The organism is Streptomyces liliiviolaceus (assembly GCF_018070025.1).
GTDB classification, from domain to species: Bacteria; Actinomycetota; Actinomycetes; order Streptomycetales; family Streptomycetaceae; genus Streptomyces; species Streptomyces liliiviolaceus.
Window position 1 is genome coordinate 4,794,098 of sequence record NZ_JAGPYQ010000001.1, and the last position, 15,191, is coordinate 4,809,288.

Consider the following 15,191-nt stretch of genomic DNA (forward strand, 5'->3'; position numbering starts at 1 on the left):
ATGACCAACATCGAGGACGAGGCCCTGCTCTACCAGGTCGCCTCCCTGTACTACGAACAGAACCGAACGCAGGAACAGATCGGGGAGGAACTCCACTTCACCCGCTGGAAGGTGGGCAGGCTGCTCGCCGAGGCCCGGGACGCGGGGATCGTACGGATCGAGGTCGTCCACCCCAAGGCCCGTATGCGCAGCCTGGAGGAACGACTGCGCGACGCCTTCGGGCTGCGCGACGCCGTCGTGGTCGCCGCCGACCGCGTGGACGACGAGCGGCTGCGGGCCAGGGTCGCCGAGGCCGGCGCCGACTACCTCACCCGGCTGAACCCGGCGCCTCGCCAACTGGGCGTCTCCTGGGGCCGCACCCTCGACCTGCTCGCCGCCCGCCTGCTTCCCGGCTGGGCCAGCGGCGTGCACGTCGTCCAGATCAACGGAGGCCTCAGCCGCTCCCGCACCCCCACCTCCGCCCAGGACATGGCGGGCCGGATCGCCCACCTCGCGCAGGGCACCCTCAGCGTCCTGCCGGTGCCGTCCATCGTGGAGCAGGAGACCACCCGCCGGCTCCTGGAGCAGGACAGCGCGGTCTCCGACGTCCTCGACCAGGCCGCCGCCGCGGACACCGTGCTCTTCAGCCCCGGCGGCATAGGAGCCGACTCGGTGCTGGTCAGCTCCGGATACCTGACCGCCGACGACCTGGCGTCCCTGGCCGCCGCCGGAGCCGTCGGCGACGTCGCGGGCCGCTTCATCGACGCCCGGGGAGCCATCGTCGACCAGCCGCTCGACGACCGCACCCTCGGGCTCCCGCTGGAGCACCTGCGCAACAGCGCCGTCTCCGTGGCCGTCGTGTCGGGCACCGCCAAACACGCCGTGTGCGCGGCAGTCGTCTCCAGCGGCCTGTGCAACACCCTCGTCACCGATCAGCACACCGCGGCCCACCTGCTCGCCATGCACCAGCGGGAGGAGCTGTGAGCGCCAAGAGCCAGAAAGGAGGATCCGTGCTCCCTCACGACACCGCCGCCCAGGCAGGCGAGGAGACACCGCGGCTGGTGATGCGCGGCATCGTCAAACGTTTCCCCGGCACGCTCGCCAACGACGGCGCCGACCTGGTCGTGCGCCCCGGCGAGGTCCACTGCCTCCTCGGTGAGAACGGAGCGGGCAAGAGCACCCTGATGAAGATCCTGGCCGGCTCCTACCAGCCGGACGCGGGCGAGATCCTGCTCGACGGCGAGCCGGTCGCCCTCGCCGGTCCGCAGGCGGGACTGGCCGCCGGCATCGCCGTGATCTACCAGGAACTGGATCTCGTACCGGACCTGACGGTCGCCCAGAATCTGCTGCTCGGCCACGCCCCGTCATGGGGTCCCGTCGTACGCCGCAAGGAGCGCGCCGAACTGGCCAGGGCCGCCATCGCCCGGGTCGGCGGGGACTTCTCCGTCCACACGCCCGTCCGCGCGCTGCCCATCGCGGCGCAGCAGCTCACCGCGATCGCCAGGGCGCTCACGGCCGACGCCCGTCTCATCGTCATGGACGAGCCCTCCGCGACCCTCGGGGAGAGCGATCTGCGCACGGTGTTCGACGTGATCCGCTCCCTCACCGCGCAGGGCCGCTCCGTCATCTACATCTCGCACCGCCTCGACGAGGTCATGGAGATCGGCGACCGCGCCACGGTGATGCGCGACGGCCGCTCGGTCGCCGTCCGGGACCTGGCCACCACGACGGCCGACGAGCTGGTCGCCGACATGATCGGCGAGAACCGGGAACTCGTCCGCACCACCGACCGGCCCCGGCCCAAGGGCCCGCCCCTCCTGGAGATCCGCTCAGCACACAGCCCCGGGCTGATCGACATCAAGGACATCGAGGTCCGGGCGGGCGAGATCGTCGGCCTCGCGGGGCTCGGCGGCGCGGGCCGCACCACCCTCCTCAAAGCCCTGTTCGCGGACACCCGCGCCACCGTCTCGGCGGCCGTCGACGGCAAGGACCTGCGGTTGCGCAGTCCCGCCGCCGCCGTACGGGCCGGTCTGGCCCTCGTCCCGGAGAGCCGCAAGGAACAGGGGCTGATGCTGGAGCTGTCCGTCGCCCGCAACGCCGCCGTCACCGCGCTCGACCGCAGGCCCTGGCTGTTCCCGCGGCGCCGCGGCCGTCGGCTCGCGTCCCCGGTCATCACCGAACTCGGCGTGCGGTGCTCCTCACCCGACCAGCCGGTCGGCAAGCTCTCGGGCGGCAACCAGCAGAAGGTCGTGCTGGCCAAGTGGATCACCAGGGGCGACATCCGGGTCCTGCTGCTCGACGAACCCACCCGCGGCCTGGACGTGGGCGCCAAGGCCGACCTCTACCGTCAGGTCCGCCACCTCGCCGACCAGGGCGTGGCCGTCCTGCTGGCCAGCAGCGAACTGAGCGAACTGACCGCCAACGCCGACCGCGTCTGGGTACTGCACGAAGGCCGCAACGTGGCCTGCTTCGACCCCCGCACCACCGACGAGAGCACGATCGCGCACACCGTCATCACCGGTGCGACACCCACCAGAGCGACATCCCCTGGAGCACCCTCATGAGCACATCCACCACGGTGGTCGACCCGAAATCGGCTCCTGGCGACAGGGGCCCGCGGCCTCCCTCGCCCCGGTGGCGGGGCGCCGACCTCGTCGTCAGGTTCAACCTGGTACTCGTCTTCCTGGCCCTGTGCGTGGTCGCGAGCCTGCTCGCCCCCGAGTTCCTCACCGTCCGCAACATGTCCAACCTGCTGCAGCAGTCCGCGCTCACGGGCATCGTCGCCGTCGGGATGACGCTCGTCATCCTCACCGCCGGGATCGACCTGTCGGTCGGGAGTGTGGCCGCCTTCGGCGGCATGACGGTCGCCCTGCTGATCGACCACGACATCAACTTCCTGCTGGCCATCGTGGTGAGCCTGGCCGCCGGCGCCGCCTTCGGCGCCGTCATGGGCGGACTCTCCGCCTATCTCTCGCTGCCCGCGTTCATGACCACCCTCGCCGGACTCACCGCCATCCGCGGTCTGACCTACCTGCTGACCGACGGCGAGCCCGCCGGGGGCGAGATCCCGCACGCCTTCCAGCTCCTCGGCGGCGGATTCGTCGGTTACGTGCCCATCGTCGGCCTGATCTTCGTCGCGGTCGCCGTGGCCGCCGGGCTCCTGCTGCGCGGGACGACGTTCGGCGAGTACATCTACGCCGTGGGCAGCAACAAGGAGGCAGCCCGCCTCTCCGGACTGCCGGTGCGCGGCGTGATCACCGCGGTCTTCGCCATCTCCGGGGCGCTCTCCGCGCTCGCCGGGGTGCTGCTCACCTCACGGCTCACCATCGGTCAGCCCACGGCGTTCAACGGCCTCGAACTGGACGCCATCGCCGCCGTCGTCCTCGGCGGCACCAACCTCTTCGGCGGACGCGGCGGCGTCATGGGCACCTTCGTCGCCGTGCTCCTCCTGTCCGTGCTGCGCAACCTGTGCAATCTGATGGGTCTCGGTTCGTTCTTCCAGATGGTCGTCACCGGACTGATCCTCGTGGTCGCGCTCATCCTCAACATGCTCATAGAGAAGCGAGGTTCCCGTGCCTGACACCACCAGTCCCGCCGCCCAGGCACCCCCGGCCCCCGCGTACAGCAACGCCGCGCTGCGTGCTCTCCTGGACGCGACTCCCGGCGTCGACGAGGCGGGCGTCCACGCCCGCGTGGCCGACCTGGCGACCCGCTCGGTCAAGACGACCGCCAAGGCTCGCGCCATCGACCTGGCCATCCGCATGATCGACCTGACGACCCTCGAAGGCGCCGACACCCCCGGCAAGGTACGCGGCCTGTGCACGAAGGCCCTGCTGCCGGACCCCACCGACCGCACGGTTCCGCCGGTGGCCGCCGTCTGTGTCTACCCCGACCTCGTCGGCGTCGCGGCACAGGCCCTTGAGTCCACGTCCGTGGGCGTCGCCTCCGTCGCCTCGGCCTTTCCCGCGGGACGCGCACCGCTGGAGGTCCGCCTTCTCGACACCCGGTACGCGGTCGCCGACGGCGCCACCGAGATCGACATGGTGATCGACAGGGGTGCCTTCCTCGCCGGGGACTACCGCAAGGTGTACGACGAGATCGTCGCCGTCAAGGAGGCCTGCGGCCGGTCCGACGGTCCGCCGGCCCATCTGAAGGTCATCCTCGAAACCGGTGAACTGGCCACGTACGACGCCGTACGCCGGGCGTCCTGGCTGGCCATGCACGCCGGGGCCGACTTCATCAAGACGTCCACCGGGAAGGTCGCGCCCGCCGCGACCCCCGCCGTCACCCTGATCATGCTCCAGGCGGTTCGCGACTTCCGCGCCGCGACCGGCCGTCAGGTCGGCGTCAAACCGGCCGGTGGTATCCGCACCACCAAGGACGCGCTGCGCAACCTCGTCATGGTGAACGAGACGGCAGGACCCGACTGGCTCGATCCCCACTGGTTCCGCATCGGTGCCTCCAGCCTGCTCAACGATCTGCTGATGCAGCGGGCGAAGCTGACGACCGGCACGTACCCCGGTCCCGACTACTACTCCGCGGACTGAAAGGGATCAAGCGCACATGTCAGACCGCCCCACGCCCCACACCGCCTCCACCCCGCAGGAATCCTCCGGGTCCGGCGCCCTCCTCTACGCTCCCGCGCGCGAATCCAGGGCCGTCGTCTCGCTGCGGCCCGCCTACGGACTCTTCGTCGACGGCGAGTTCACCGAACCGGGCGAACAGACCCTGGTCAGCGTCAATCCGGCCGACGAGGAGAAGCTCGCCGAGGTGACCCTGGCCACCGAGGCGGACCTCGACCGCGCCGTCGCCGCGGCACGCCGTGCCTACGACGGCGTGTGGTCCCGGACCAGCCCCTCCGAGCGCGGCAAGTACCTCTACCGGATCAGCCGGATCATCCAGGACCGCGCCCGCGAACTCGCCGTGCTGGAATCCCTCGACAACGGCAAGCCCATCAAGGAGACCCGGGACGTCGACATCCCCCTCGCCGCCGCGCACTTCTTCTACTACGCGGGCTGGGCCGACAAACTCCCCTTCGTCTCCCCCGGCGTCCCCGCGCCACGGCCGCTCGGCGTCGCGGCCCAGGTCATCCCGTGGAACTTCCCCCTGCTGATGCTCGCCTGGAAGATCGCCCCGGCGCTCGCGGCGGGCAACACCGTGGTCCTCAAGCCCGCGGAGACCACTCCGCTGACCGCCCTGGCCTTCGCCGAGATCTGCCAGGAGGCCGAACTGCCGCCCGGTGTGGTCAACATCGTCACCGGCGCGGGGGCCACCGGCCGGGCGCTCGTCGCCCACCCCGGCGTGGACAAGGTGGCGTTCACCGGCTCCACCGACGTGGGCCGGGAGATCGCCAGGACCGTCGCCGGCACGTCCAAGCGGGTCACGCTGGAACTCGGCGGCAAGGGCGCCAACATCGTCTACGCCGACGCGGCCCTCGACCAGGCGGTCGAAGGAATCGTCACGGGGATCTTCTTCAACCAGGGACACGTGTGCTGCGCCGGATCCCGCTTGCTGGTCCAGGAGTCCGTCGCGGAGGAAGTCCTGCACCGGCTCAAGGAACGGGTGGCCCGGCTGAGGCTCGGCGATCCGCTGGACAAGAACACCGACATCGGCGCCATCAACTCCGCCGCCCAGCTCGCCCGTATCCAGCACCTCGCCGAGGCCGGCCGGGACGAAGGGGGCGAGCAGTGGTCCCCGTCCTGCGAACTGCCCTCCCGGGGTTACTGGTTCGCGCCCACCGTCTTCACCGGGATCACCCAGGCGCACCGGATCGCCCGCGAGGAGATCTTCGGCCCCGTACTCTCCGTCCTGACCTTCCGCACTCCGGAAGAGGCCGTCGAGAAGGCCAACAACACTCCCTACGGTCTCTCCGCGGGGATATGGACGGAGAAGGCCAGCAGGATCCCCTGGACCGCGAACCGGCTGCGCGCCGGAGTGATCTGGTCGAACACCTTCAACAAATTCGATCCCACGAGCCCTTTCGGGGGCTACCGCGAGTCCGGTTACGGGCGCGAGGGCGGACGGCACGGACTGGAGGCGTACCTCAATGGCTGACACGACCACGGCACCCGAACCCGCACCGACGGCTCCGGCGCCCCGGCGGATGCCGGTGCACAAGACCTACAAGCTCTACCTGGGCGGCGCCTTCCCCCGCTCCGAGTCGGGCAGGAGCATCCCCGTGACCTCACCGGACGGCGCCCACCTGGCCAACGCCGCGCTCGCCTCACGCAAGGACGCACGCGACGCCGTCGTCGCGGCCCGCTCCGCGTCGGGCTCCTGGGCCTCGCGGACGGCCCAGCTCCGGGGCCAGATCCTCTACCGGATCGCCGAGATGATGGAGGGCCGTCGCGCCCACTTCGTCCGGGACGTCGTCGACGCGCAGGGCATCGACGAGGCAGCGGCGCAGGACGTCGTCTCCGCCGCGATCGACCGCTGGGTCTACTACGCGGGCTGGACCGACAAGATCACCCAGGTGCTGGGCGGGGGCAACCCGGTGGCGGGACCCTACGAGAACAACTCGTCCCCCGAACCCACGGGCGTCGTCGCGATCCTCGCCCCTCAGGACTCGCCCCTGCTCGGGCTGGTCTCGGTCGTCGCCCCGGTGATCGCCGCGGGCAACACCGCGGTCGTGGTGGCGAGCGAACACGCCCCGCTCCCCGCCGTCACCCTCGCCGAAGCACTCGCCACCTCCGACCTGCCCAGCGGGGTCGTCAACATCCTCACCGGCCGCACCGCCGAGATCGCTCCGACCCTGGCCGCCCACGCCGATGTCAACGCGCTCGACCTGGCCGGAGCGGGAGACCTCGCGACACAGCTGGAGACCGCGGCGGCGGCCACCCTCACCCGGGTGCTGCGCCCGGAACCGTCCCCCGACTGGAACGCGCTGCCGGGCCTCGCCCGCATCACACCGTTCCTGGAGACGAAGACCGTCTGGCAGACCGTAGGCCGATGAACAATCCCCGGTGTGCCGTAACGCGGGCCCGGCCTGCGGTACGGCACACCCGTGGCGGTGGCCCACCGTCATCGGGACGTCTCATCCCTCCGAGGGCTGGATGATCTGCCACTCCTGGTCGTCGGTGGTGGTGCAGTGGAAGATCAGAAGGCGTGTTTCATTGGTCTTGGGCTCATTTCCGGCTACCTCAAGGCACTTGTTGTTGCTGGCGTAATTGCGGATCCAGTACGCGCCGCTCTTCTGCTTGTCGATCCACCACAGCTGGTTGTCGGCGACGGTTCCGACGCACTCGGATTCGGAAATCGCCGCATGGATGGATTGGGCTCCGGAGCCCGGCAGGTCCATGCAGAGCTGGTCCTTGACGTTGCGGATCTGGAAGAGGACCGAGCCGCCGGGGCCGAGCTTCGGGTAACGCTCCTCCAGGTTCCAGCGCTGGTTGTCATCGACGCTCTCGTCGCACGTGAACTGCTGCACCCGGCCGTCCTTCTTGCCCTTCCCCTTGCCCGGGATGTCGGCGCACTTCTTCGTGGCGGTGTTCCGCAGAAGGACGTTGTTCACCGGCACCACGCTCTCCGGCTCTTCCTTCTTCGTCTGCTCCGGCCCCGGAGCCCCTCCACCGCCCCCGCCGTCGGACGCTCCCGGAGCGGGCTGGCTCGGCTCCGGTTCGACAGACGGTGCCTTCGGCGCCTCGGGAGTCGGTGAAGGGGAAGGCGCCAGGGTGCTGACGCCGGCTTCCTCGATCTTCTCCGTGGCGGTGCTGCGGACGCTGGGCTTGTAGGCGATCCACAGCATCACGAAGGTGATCGCGAGCGCCATGAAGATACCGAGGAAGGTCGCGAGCCAGCGCGGCAGGAACCCCTTCTGGACGTACGTGCCCTCGACGTCCAGCGGATCCACACCCGACCGCTGGACAGCCAGCGTGTAGGGCCGGGACTCCTTCGACCCGAACCAGATGATCTGGCGCGGCTTCAGCGTCGTCTTCACGAACGCCGCACGACCCGGCTCGATCTGCACATTCGACGGATGGACGTCGTAGGACAGGTGGTCGCCGTTGTCGCTACCGCTCACCGACGCGGTCAGCTTCGTATTGCCGAGGTTGTCGACCGCCAGCTTCGGACGGCCCCGGAAACGGCCCTTGACGGTCGGCGGCACCAACTCCGCCCGTACTTCCGTGAACGGAGTGATGGTGAGGTTGCCCTCGGGAACCGTCGTCGCGTCAGGATGCTCGGTCGGCGTGACCCGGACCGCGTACGGATTGGGCCCTGCCGTCGCATCGGGTGTGCGAGGGGGCGCGAAGGAGATGTCGACCGAGCCCGTCGTTCCTGGATACAGCCGCAGCACCTGCGGCTCCACTCTGGCCCATGGCGCCAGGGAGCCCACCGCCTCGAAGCGGTATTCGTCCACCACATCACCGGTGTTGCGCAGACGCAGTCGTACGGTCGTACTGCCACCCGGGTCCACGGTCGCGGAGGCGGGTTCCAGAGAAGTCCAAAGGCTCACTCTCGGACGCTAGTCGCACCGCGGGCACCAGGTCAGGAGGCAGCAGGGCAAGATGATCTGCCCGAAGAGGCGAGGTCCTCTGCCCTGACAGGGGAAGCCGTACCAATTACCGCGGACCATACCCCGCGAGAACACCCCGCCGATTTCGTGCCCGTTCCGCTTGCTTGGAGTGCACGCCAAGGCCATAGCGTTTGCGGGCGTGCCGGGAACAACAGGGTCTCGCCGGTATCCACGGCCAGTTACCACAGCCCCGGCAAAGTCGTGAATTCAACACGTCGAAGCATCATCCCGCACGACCAACAGGAAAGACTCAAGTGGTGGACACCCAATTCACAACGCATGCAGAACTTTTCGATCTGCGAGGAAAGCGCGCACTCGTCACCGGTGGCACCAGAGGTATCGGGATGATGATCGCGCGTGGCCTTCTCCAAGCGGGCGCCCGCGTGGTCATCAGCTCACGCAGCGCGGAAGCCTGTGCTCAGGCGCAGGAACACCTGTCCCGATTCGGTGAGGTGCGGGCCATCCCCGCCGATCTGTCCCGCCACGACGAGTGCCGACGGCTGTCCGACCTCGTCACCGCCGACTCGGAGCGGCTCGACATCCTCGTCAACAACGCGGGCGCCCTGTGGGACGAGCCGCTGGCGACGTTCCCGGACGAGGCCTGGGACACGGTTGTCGACCTCAACCTGAAGTCGCCGTTCTGGCTGGTCCAATCGCTGCTGCCGACACTTCGCAAGGCGGGCACCGCCGACGATCCCGCCAGGATCATCAACATCGGCAGCATCGCCGCCATCCACATCCCCCAGCGGCCCAACTACTCGTACTCCAGCAGTAAAGCCGCACTGCATCAACTCACCCGAGTGCTCGCCAAGGAACTGGGACCGCAGCACGTCACCGTCAACGCCGTGGCACCGGGACCGTTCCCCTCGACGATGATGGCCGCGACCCTCGACGAGCTCGGCGAGGCGATCGCGGCGGCGGCCCCACTGCGCCGGATCGGCCGCGACGACGACATGGCGGGTGTCGCCGTGTTCCTCGCCGGCCGGGCAGGCGCCTACCTGACCGGCACCGTGATCCCCGTCGACGGCGGCATCGCCACCACCGCGTAGGCCCTCTCAGGGGAAGCGCAGGGTCAGTGTGAGTCCGTTCTCCGGGCCGGGGCGTGCTGTCAGGGAAGCGTGGTGGGCCTGCGCGATGGAGGCGGCGATGGAAAGTCCCAGGCCGTGGCCCGTGGTCGCGGTACGGTCTCCGTCGAGTCGGCGGAAGGGTTCGAAGAGGTCGGGGATGCGGTCTGCGGCGATGCGGGGTCCGCTGTTGGTCACCGTCACGGTGGAGGCGTCGAGTCGTACGAGGACGTGGCCTTCGGGGTGGTTGTACTGGATGGCGTTTCGGATGAGGTTCGTCAGCAGGTGCCGCAGCAGGACGGGATCGCCGGGAACGACCGCGGGGGTGCCGGCGCGGAGGTCGACGCGGACGCCGTCCCGCGCTGCCTGAGGGGCGAGTTCGGCCATCGCAAGCCGGGCGGTGGTCGCGAGGTCCACGGGTTCGGTCTTCTCCAGGCCGCGGTCGCTGCGGGCGAGCAGGAGGAGTCCGTCGATGAGCTGTTCGGCTTCCCGGTTGGCGGTGAGCAGGTCCTCACGGACGCCGGTGAGGCCGTCGGGCAGGGGGTCGGCGAGGCCTACCTGCAGGGTGGCGCGCTGGACGGCGAGGGGTGTCTTGAGTTCGTGGGAGGCGTTGGCGACGAAGCGGCGCTGGCTCTCGAAGGACCGCTCTAGCCGGTCGAGCATGGTGTCGAAGGTGTCGGCGAGGCGGTGGAGTTCGTCGTCGGGGCCGGTGAGCGCGAGGCGTTGGTGCAGGTTCTGCTCGCTGATGCGGCGCGCGGCCCTGGTCATGGAGGTGACGGGGTGCAGGGCGCGTCCGGCGAGCCACCGGCCGAGGAATCCGGCGAGGAGCGCCATGGCCAGCAGGCCGATGGCGGACCAGAACACCATCTGGCGCAGGGCCGTGTCCTGGACAGCCTGCACGGTCTGGTCGATCTTCTGGATCAGGGCGACGTCGCTCGGGGGCTCGGGGAGGTACTCCGGCCGCGTGGGGAGCGTGGGTTCGACAGGTGTCGTGCGGCCGAACGGCGCTGTGGGGTCGGGCTGTGTCGTGAGGGCGCTCTCGGCATCGCCGTACGTGACCGCGATTCCCTGGGCCTGCTGGGCTGTTCCGTAGCGGGCGAGCAGCACCACGAAGGCGAGGAGGAGGATGCCGGTCAGGAGGAAGAGTCCGGAGAAAGCCAGGGCGAGGCGGGTGCGGAAGGGCAGGCGGTTCAGCAGGGCCCGAGGGGTCGGCAGGGCCCGAGGGGTCGGCAAGGCCCTGGGGTTAGGCCAGTCCCTGGGGGTCAGTCGCACAGCCGGTATCCCTCTCCCTTGTCGGTGCGGATCAGGCCGGGGTCGCCGAGTTTGCCGCGCAGGCGGCTGATGGTGGTGCGGACCACGCTGGTGCGGGTGTCGAGGTGTTCGTCCCAGACGGTGCGGACGATGTCGTCGTGGGTCACCGGCGCTCCGCCGGCCCGCATCAGCAGGTGCAGGACCGCGGTCTCTTTCGGCGAGAGCTCCAGCGGTTGTCCGTCCACGGATGCTTCGCGTCGCGTCTCGTCGAGGGTGAGGTTGCCGAAGTGCAGCAGGGCGGGGGCAGGTTTGGGGATGCGGCGGCTCAGTGCCCTGATACGGGCGACGAGTTCGGTGAAGTCGAAGGGTTTGGGGAGATAGTCGTCGGCGCCGAGTTCGGTGAGGCCGTAGATCCTGTCGGTGAGCTCGCCGGCCGCGGTGAGCATCAGGATGCGGGGCGGGTCGGTGAGTTCACGCAGCCGTCTGCAGACCTCGTCACCGCTCATGACGGGCAGGTCGCGGTCGAGGATCAGTACGTCGTAGGCGGTGAGCAGGCACATCCGCTCGGCTTCGTCGCCCGTCGCGGCGATGTCCACGGCCATCGCCTGACGGCGTAGACCGGTGGCGACGGTGCGGGCGAGGACGCGGTGATCTTCGGCTACCAGAACTCTCATGGCACCAGGAAACCAACATCGTGATTGCAGGCGGATAAAGGTACTGAAGGACGGGCTCCGGGCTGCGGGCCGACCGGCTTCCTCACGGCCGGTGCGCGGGGCTGCCGGTGCGCGGGGCGAGTCCTTATGCCGCCGTAACACGCTTATCTGCCTGCAAACAGCGGGCTGCTTCTGTCTGGGCATGAACTTCGTCAAACGCGCCGGGATGAGCCTGGGTGTCAGAAGGTCCAGGACCGCCGCCCTGCTCGCGATCTTCCTGGTCGTCTGCACCCTGCTCCTGGGCGGTTTCCTGCTGCAGGCCGCCGCGGCCCGTCAGGAAGCCGACGCGCAACGCGCCATCGGCGTCGACGTGACGGTCCGGAAGGAGGGTCTCTCCCCCGCCCTGGCCGACCGGCTCGGCGCGCTGGGCCCCGTGCACCGCTACAACACGGAGGTTCCGGTGCGGGCCGGCGCGCGGGGCTTCACACCGCTGGTGTCGAGGGTCCCGGAGCCGGGCGGCGCCTCGCCCGAGCACGAGGGCGATGGCGATGGCGGCAAGGGGGCGTTGTCCGTGCACGGCGTACGGGACTCGGGCATGCTGCTGCCCTTCTCGTACGGGTCGACGAGGATCACGGCGGGCCGCGGCATCTCCTCCGGGGATACGGGCCGCGGTGTCGCGGTGATCGAGCAGCGCTTGGCCGACCAGAACCACCTGGAGGTGGGCGACACCCTCCGGGTGCGGTCGGCGGACGATGAGCGCACCGCGGCCGTGACGGTCGTCGGCGTCTTCCAGGACCCGACGCAGGACCCGGCGACGTGGGCGCCTGCGCACCGGCTCCCCGGCAACACGCTGTACGTCCCGGTGGACATCGCCCGCAAGCTCGGTGGCGGCGCCGCGACGGTCAGCGAGGCGGTACTCAGGATCGGCTCGCCGGACCAGGCCCGCCAACTGCACGCCGCGGCCGAGAAACTGCTGGGCGGGGACGGCCTGGAGTTCCGCGTCAACGACAAGGCGTACCGGGACCAGGTCCAGCCCATCCAGCGGGTGGGCGCCTTCGCGGGGCTGATCATCTGGGTGATCGCCCTGGCCGGAACGCTGATCCTCGGCCTCGTCGTGATGCTGCAGATCCGCGAGCGGCGCTTCGAGCTCGGGGTGCTGCTCGCGATGGGCGAGAAGAAGTGGAAGCTCATCGGCCAGCACGCCGTGGAGGTGGCGGCCGTGGCTCTGCCCGCCGTCGCGCTCGCCGCTCTGGCCTGCTCGCTGGGCGGGCAGAGCACCGGTGAGGCGCTCCTCGGTCACCGGAGCGGACCGGCGTCGGCGGGGCGCGTCCCGCAGGCCGGGACCGGTCCGCCCACGGTACGGGTCGAGCCGGCCGATGTCGGCCGGGTCGCCGGCATCGCGCTGGGGATCTCCCTGGTCTCCACGGTCATCCCGGGCATCGGGATCCTGCGTCTGCACCCCCGCTCCGTCCTCACCGACACCGAATGACCGACCCCCGCTTCACCCGCTTCACGGCCTCACCACCTCACCACCTCACCCGGCAGCAACCCGCCCGCACGGACCGAGAAAGCCGATCTCCATGAACTTCGTCAAACGCGCAGGGCTCAGCCTGTGGGCCCGCAGGGGCCGCGCCCTGATCACCCTCGCCACCTTCCTCGCCATCTCCGTGATGGTGCTGGCCGGTGTCCTGGTCGACGACGCGACGGCCCGGGCCGAACTGGCCGCCAAACGCTCGGTCGGCGCCGAGGTCAACCTCGACGTGGACATGAGCCAACTGGCCGACACCGGACAGCTCCAGGCTCCGCGCATCGACGCCGCGACCGTCGACAGGATCGGGGCCCTGCCCGAGGTGCAGAGCTACACCTACACGATCTGGGACCGTGCCCTCCTCACGGGCCGCGACAAACTGGTCGACGGCGGACCGAAGGATCCCATGGGCCCCGGCGGAACCGTGGGTATGGGCGTCCTGGACTCCTCGCTGCTGCCCGACTTCCGCAGCGGCAGGTCCACTCTCCTGTCCGGTGAGCACATCACCGCTGCCGACCAGGAGAAGAAACAGCTCCTGATCGAGGAGCGCCTGGCCCGGCGGAACGGCCTCAAGGTCGGCGACAGGATCACCCTCACCGGCAACGACGAGAAGACCACGGGCAAGTTCACCGTGGGCGGCATCTACCGCGACCCGCGCCCCACCGCCGAGGCCGACGCCGAGTACGGCATCAGTCCGGCCAACATGATCTACGGATCGGTGGGCGGCCTCTCCGCGCTCGACTCCGCAGGAGACGGCCCGCGGAAGGTCGGCAAGGCCACGTTCGTCCTCCGGGACGCGGACGGACAAGGCCCGTTCAAGAGCGGGGCCAAGCGGATCGCGGGCTCGGCACTGACCGGCTTCAAGCTGGACACCAACGACAAGGCCCTCCAGCAGATGACGGGGCCGCTGGGAGGCATCCGCTCCACGGCCACCCTCGCCATGTGGCTGATGGGTCTCGCGGGCGCGGCCGTACTCGCCCTTCTGGTCAACCTGGCCGTCAAGCAGCGCCGCACGGAGTACGGCGTCCTGCTGGCGATGGGTGAGAGGAAGAACAGGCTCATCGCCCAGCAGGCCCTGGAGATCGTCGCCGTCGCCGCCGTGGCCGTGGGCCTCAGCGCCCTGTTCACCCCGGCACTGACGCAGAGCGCCGGCCAGGCGCTGCTCGGCAGGGAAGCCTCCGCCGCCGAGCGGAAACTCGACTCCTGGCAGCCTCCGGCCCCCGGCAGCACCGGAATCTATCAGGGCATCGACCCGGACGACCGGCCCGTGGAGAACGCCGACCCCATCGACAGGATCACCGTCGCGCTCGGCCCGGCGGACCTCGCAACGGTGGGCGGTGTCGGCCTCGGCATCGGCCTCCTCGCCACCGCCGTCCCGGCCGCGTCCGTACTGCGGCTGAGTCCCCGCACCATCCTCACGAAGGGCAAGTGACCCGCCATGACCACGCTCCCCGCCAGCACGGCTCCGCCCCTTCTGCGCCTGGCAGGCGTCAGCCACACCTACTCCGGCCAGCGCCGCAGGACCACGGTCCTCAAAGACGTCGACCACACCTTCGAACGAGGCACCTTCTACACCGTCCTGGGCCCCTCCGGCAGCGGCAAGACCACCCTGCTCTCCCTCGCCAGCGGCCTCGACACCCCCACCAAGGGCACCATCAGCTTCAACGGGCAGGACCTCACCGAGCTCGGTCTCGGCCGCTACCGCAACAAGCACGCCGCCACGGTCTTCCAGCAGTACAACCTCCTCACCTACATGACCGCCCTCCAGAACGTCACCACCGCCATGGAGATCACCGGCGCGAAACCCGTCACCGGAACCCGCAGGGCACGGGCCCTGCGGCTCCTGGAGGACATCGGCCTCGACAGGGCGACGGCCACCCGCAACGTCCTGCGCCTGTCCGGCGGCCAGCAGCAGCGCGTCGCCATCGCCCGCGCCCTCGCCTGCGACGTCGACATCCTCTTCGCCGACGAACCCACCGGAAACCTCGACGAGGACACCGCCCAGGGCATCATCGACACCTTCCGCGACCTCGCCCACGAGCAGGGCACCTGCGTCGTCGTGGTCACCCACTCCCAGCACCTGGCGTCCCAGTCCGACCGCGTCCTCAGGCTCCGCAAAGGCAGGCTCACGGAACAGGTCAACGCCCGGTGAATCCCCGCGCCCGCCCGCGCGGTGCTGACAGCCGCTGCCGCTCCTCTGCTCG

At 70.0% G+C, this 15,191-nt stretch carries 13 protein-coding genes; 10 read left to right on the forward strand and 3 right to left on the reverse strand.

Going from position 1 to position 15,191, the window contains the following annotated elements:
• From J8N05_RS21010 to J8N05_RS21035, 6 genes are read left to right on the forward strand one after another with little or no spacing between them, the layout of a single operon-like run.
• Entirely contained in the window at positions 1-963 is a 963-nt protein-coding gene (locus J8N05_RS21010) for a sugar-binding transcriptional regulator (RefSeq protein ID WP_210884896.1), read from the forward strand.
• A gap of 26 nt (positions 964-989) precedes the next feature.
• Positions 990-2,543 (forward strand): sugar ABC transporter ATP-binding protein, encoded by a 1,554-nt coding sequence (locus J8N05_RS21015; protein WP_247706374.1) that lies wholly within the window; start codon positions 990-992, stop codon positions 2,541-2,543.
• Positions 2,540-3,559: an ABC transporter permease gene (locus J8N05_RS21020; protein WP_247706375.1), complete on the forward strand. Its 1,020-nt coding sequence runs from the start codon at positions 2,540-2,542 to the stop codon at positions 3,557-3,559. The genes J8N05_RS21015 and J8N05_RS21020 overlap by 4 nt, the downstream gene beginning before the upstream one ends.
• Complete coding sequence (deoC, locus tag J8N05_RS21025; protein ID WP_210884900.1) at positions 3,552-4,526, forward strand: deoxyribose-phosphate aldolase; 975 nt, start codon at positions 3,552-3,554, stop codon at positions 4,524-4,526. Before J8N05_RS21020 ends, deoC begins: the two co-directional genes overlap by 8 nt.
• A 16-nt stretch (positions 4,527-4,542) precedes the next feature.
• Positions 4,543-6,033, forward strand: a complete 1,491-nt coding sequence (locus J8N05_RS21030) for an aldehyde dehydrogenase family protein (protein ID WP_210884901.1) — start codon at positions 4,543-4,545, stop codon at positions 6,031-6,033.
• Complete coding sequence (locus tag J8N05_RS21035; protein ID WP_210884902.1) at positions 6,026-6,931, forward strand: aldehyde dehydrogenase family protein; 906 nt, start codon at positions 6,026-6,028, stop codon at positions 6,929-6,931. Before J8N05_RS21030 ends, J8N05_RS21035 begins: the two co-directional genes overlap by 8 nt.
• Before the next feature lie 81 nt (positions 6,932-7,012).
• Here the strand turns inward: J8N05_RS21035 and J8N05_RS21040 are convergent, their stop codons facing one another.
• Complete coding sequence (locus tag J8N05_RS21040; protein ID WP_210884903.1) at positions 7,013-8,431, reverse strand: RICIN domain-containing protein; 1,419 nt, start codon at positions 8,429-8,431, stop codon at positions 7,013-7,015.
• A gap of 314 nt (positions 8,432-8,745) precedes the next feature.
• Between J8N05_RS21040 and J8N05_RS21045 the strand changes: the two genes are divergently transcribed.
• Positions 8,746-9,540 carry an SDR family oxidoreductase gene (locus J8N05_RS21045; protein WP_210884904.1) on the forward strand — a complete coding sequence of 265 codons (795 nt, stop codon included), beginning with the start codon at positions 8,746-8,748 and terminating at the stop codon, positions 9,538-9,540.
• 6 nt (positions 9,541-9,546) lie between these two features.
• Here J8N05_RS21045 and J8N05_RS21050 read toward each other — a convergent pair whose 3' ends face one another.
• The gene (locus J8N05_RS21050) at positions 9,547-10,788 is read right to left on the reverse strand and encodes a sensor histidine kinase (RefSeq protein WP_247706376.1); all 1,242 of its coding nucleotides are present in this window, start codon (positions 10,786-10,788) and stop codon (positions 9,547-9,549) included.
• Between the two features lie 29 nt (positions 10,789-10,817).
• Complete coding sequence (locus J8N05_RS21055; protein WP_210884905.1) at positions 10,818-11,480, reverse strand: response regulator transcription factor; 663 nt, start codon at positions 11,478-11,480, stop codon at positions 10,818-10,820.
• A gap of 181 nt (positions 11,481-11,661) precedes the next feature.
• Between J8N05_RS21055 and J8N05_RS21060 the strand changes: the two genes are divergently transcribed.
• From J8N05_RS21060 to J8N05_RS21070, 3 genes are all read left to right on the forward strand, one after another.
• A complete protein-coding gene (locus J8N05_RS21060; RefSeq protein ID WP_210884906.1) occupies positions 11,662-12,948 on the forward strand; it encodes an ABC transporter permease in 1,287 nt (428 codons plus the stop codon).
• A gap of 91 nt (positions 12,949-13,039) precedes the next feature.
• A complete protein-coding gene (locus tag J8N05_RS21065; RefSeq protein WP_210884907.1) occupies positions 13,040-14,419 on the forward strand; it encodes an FtsX-like permease family protein in 1,380 nt (459 codons plus the stop codon).
• A 6-nt stretch (positions 14,420-14,425) separates the two neighbouring features.
• Entirely contained in the window at positions 14,426-15,139 is a 714-nt protein-coding gene (locus tag J8N05_RS21070; protein ID WP_210884909.1) for an ABC transporter ATP-binding protein, read from the forward strand.
• The last annotated feature ends 52 nt before the right edge of the window (positions 15,140-15,191 follow it).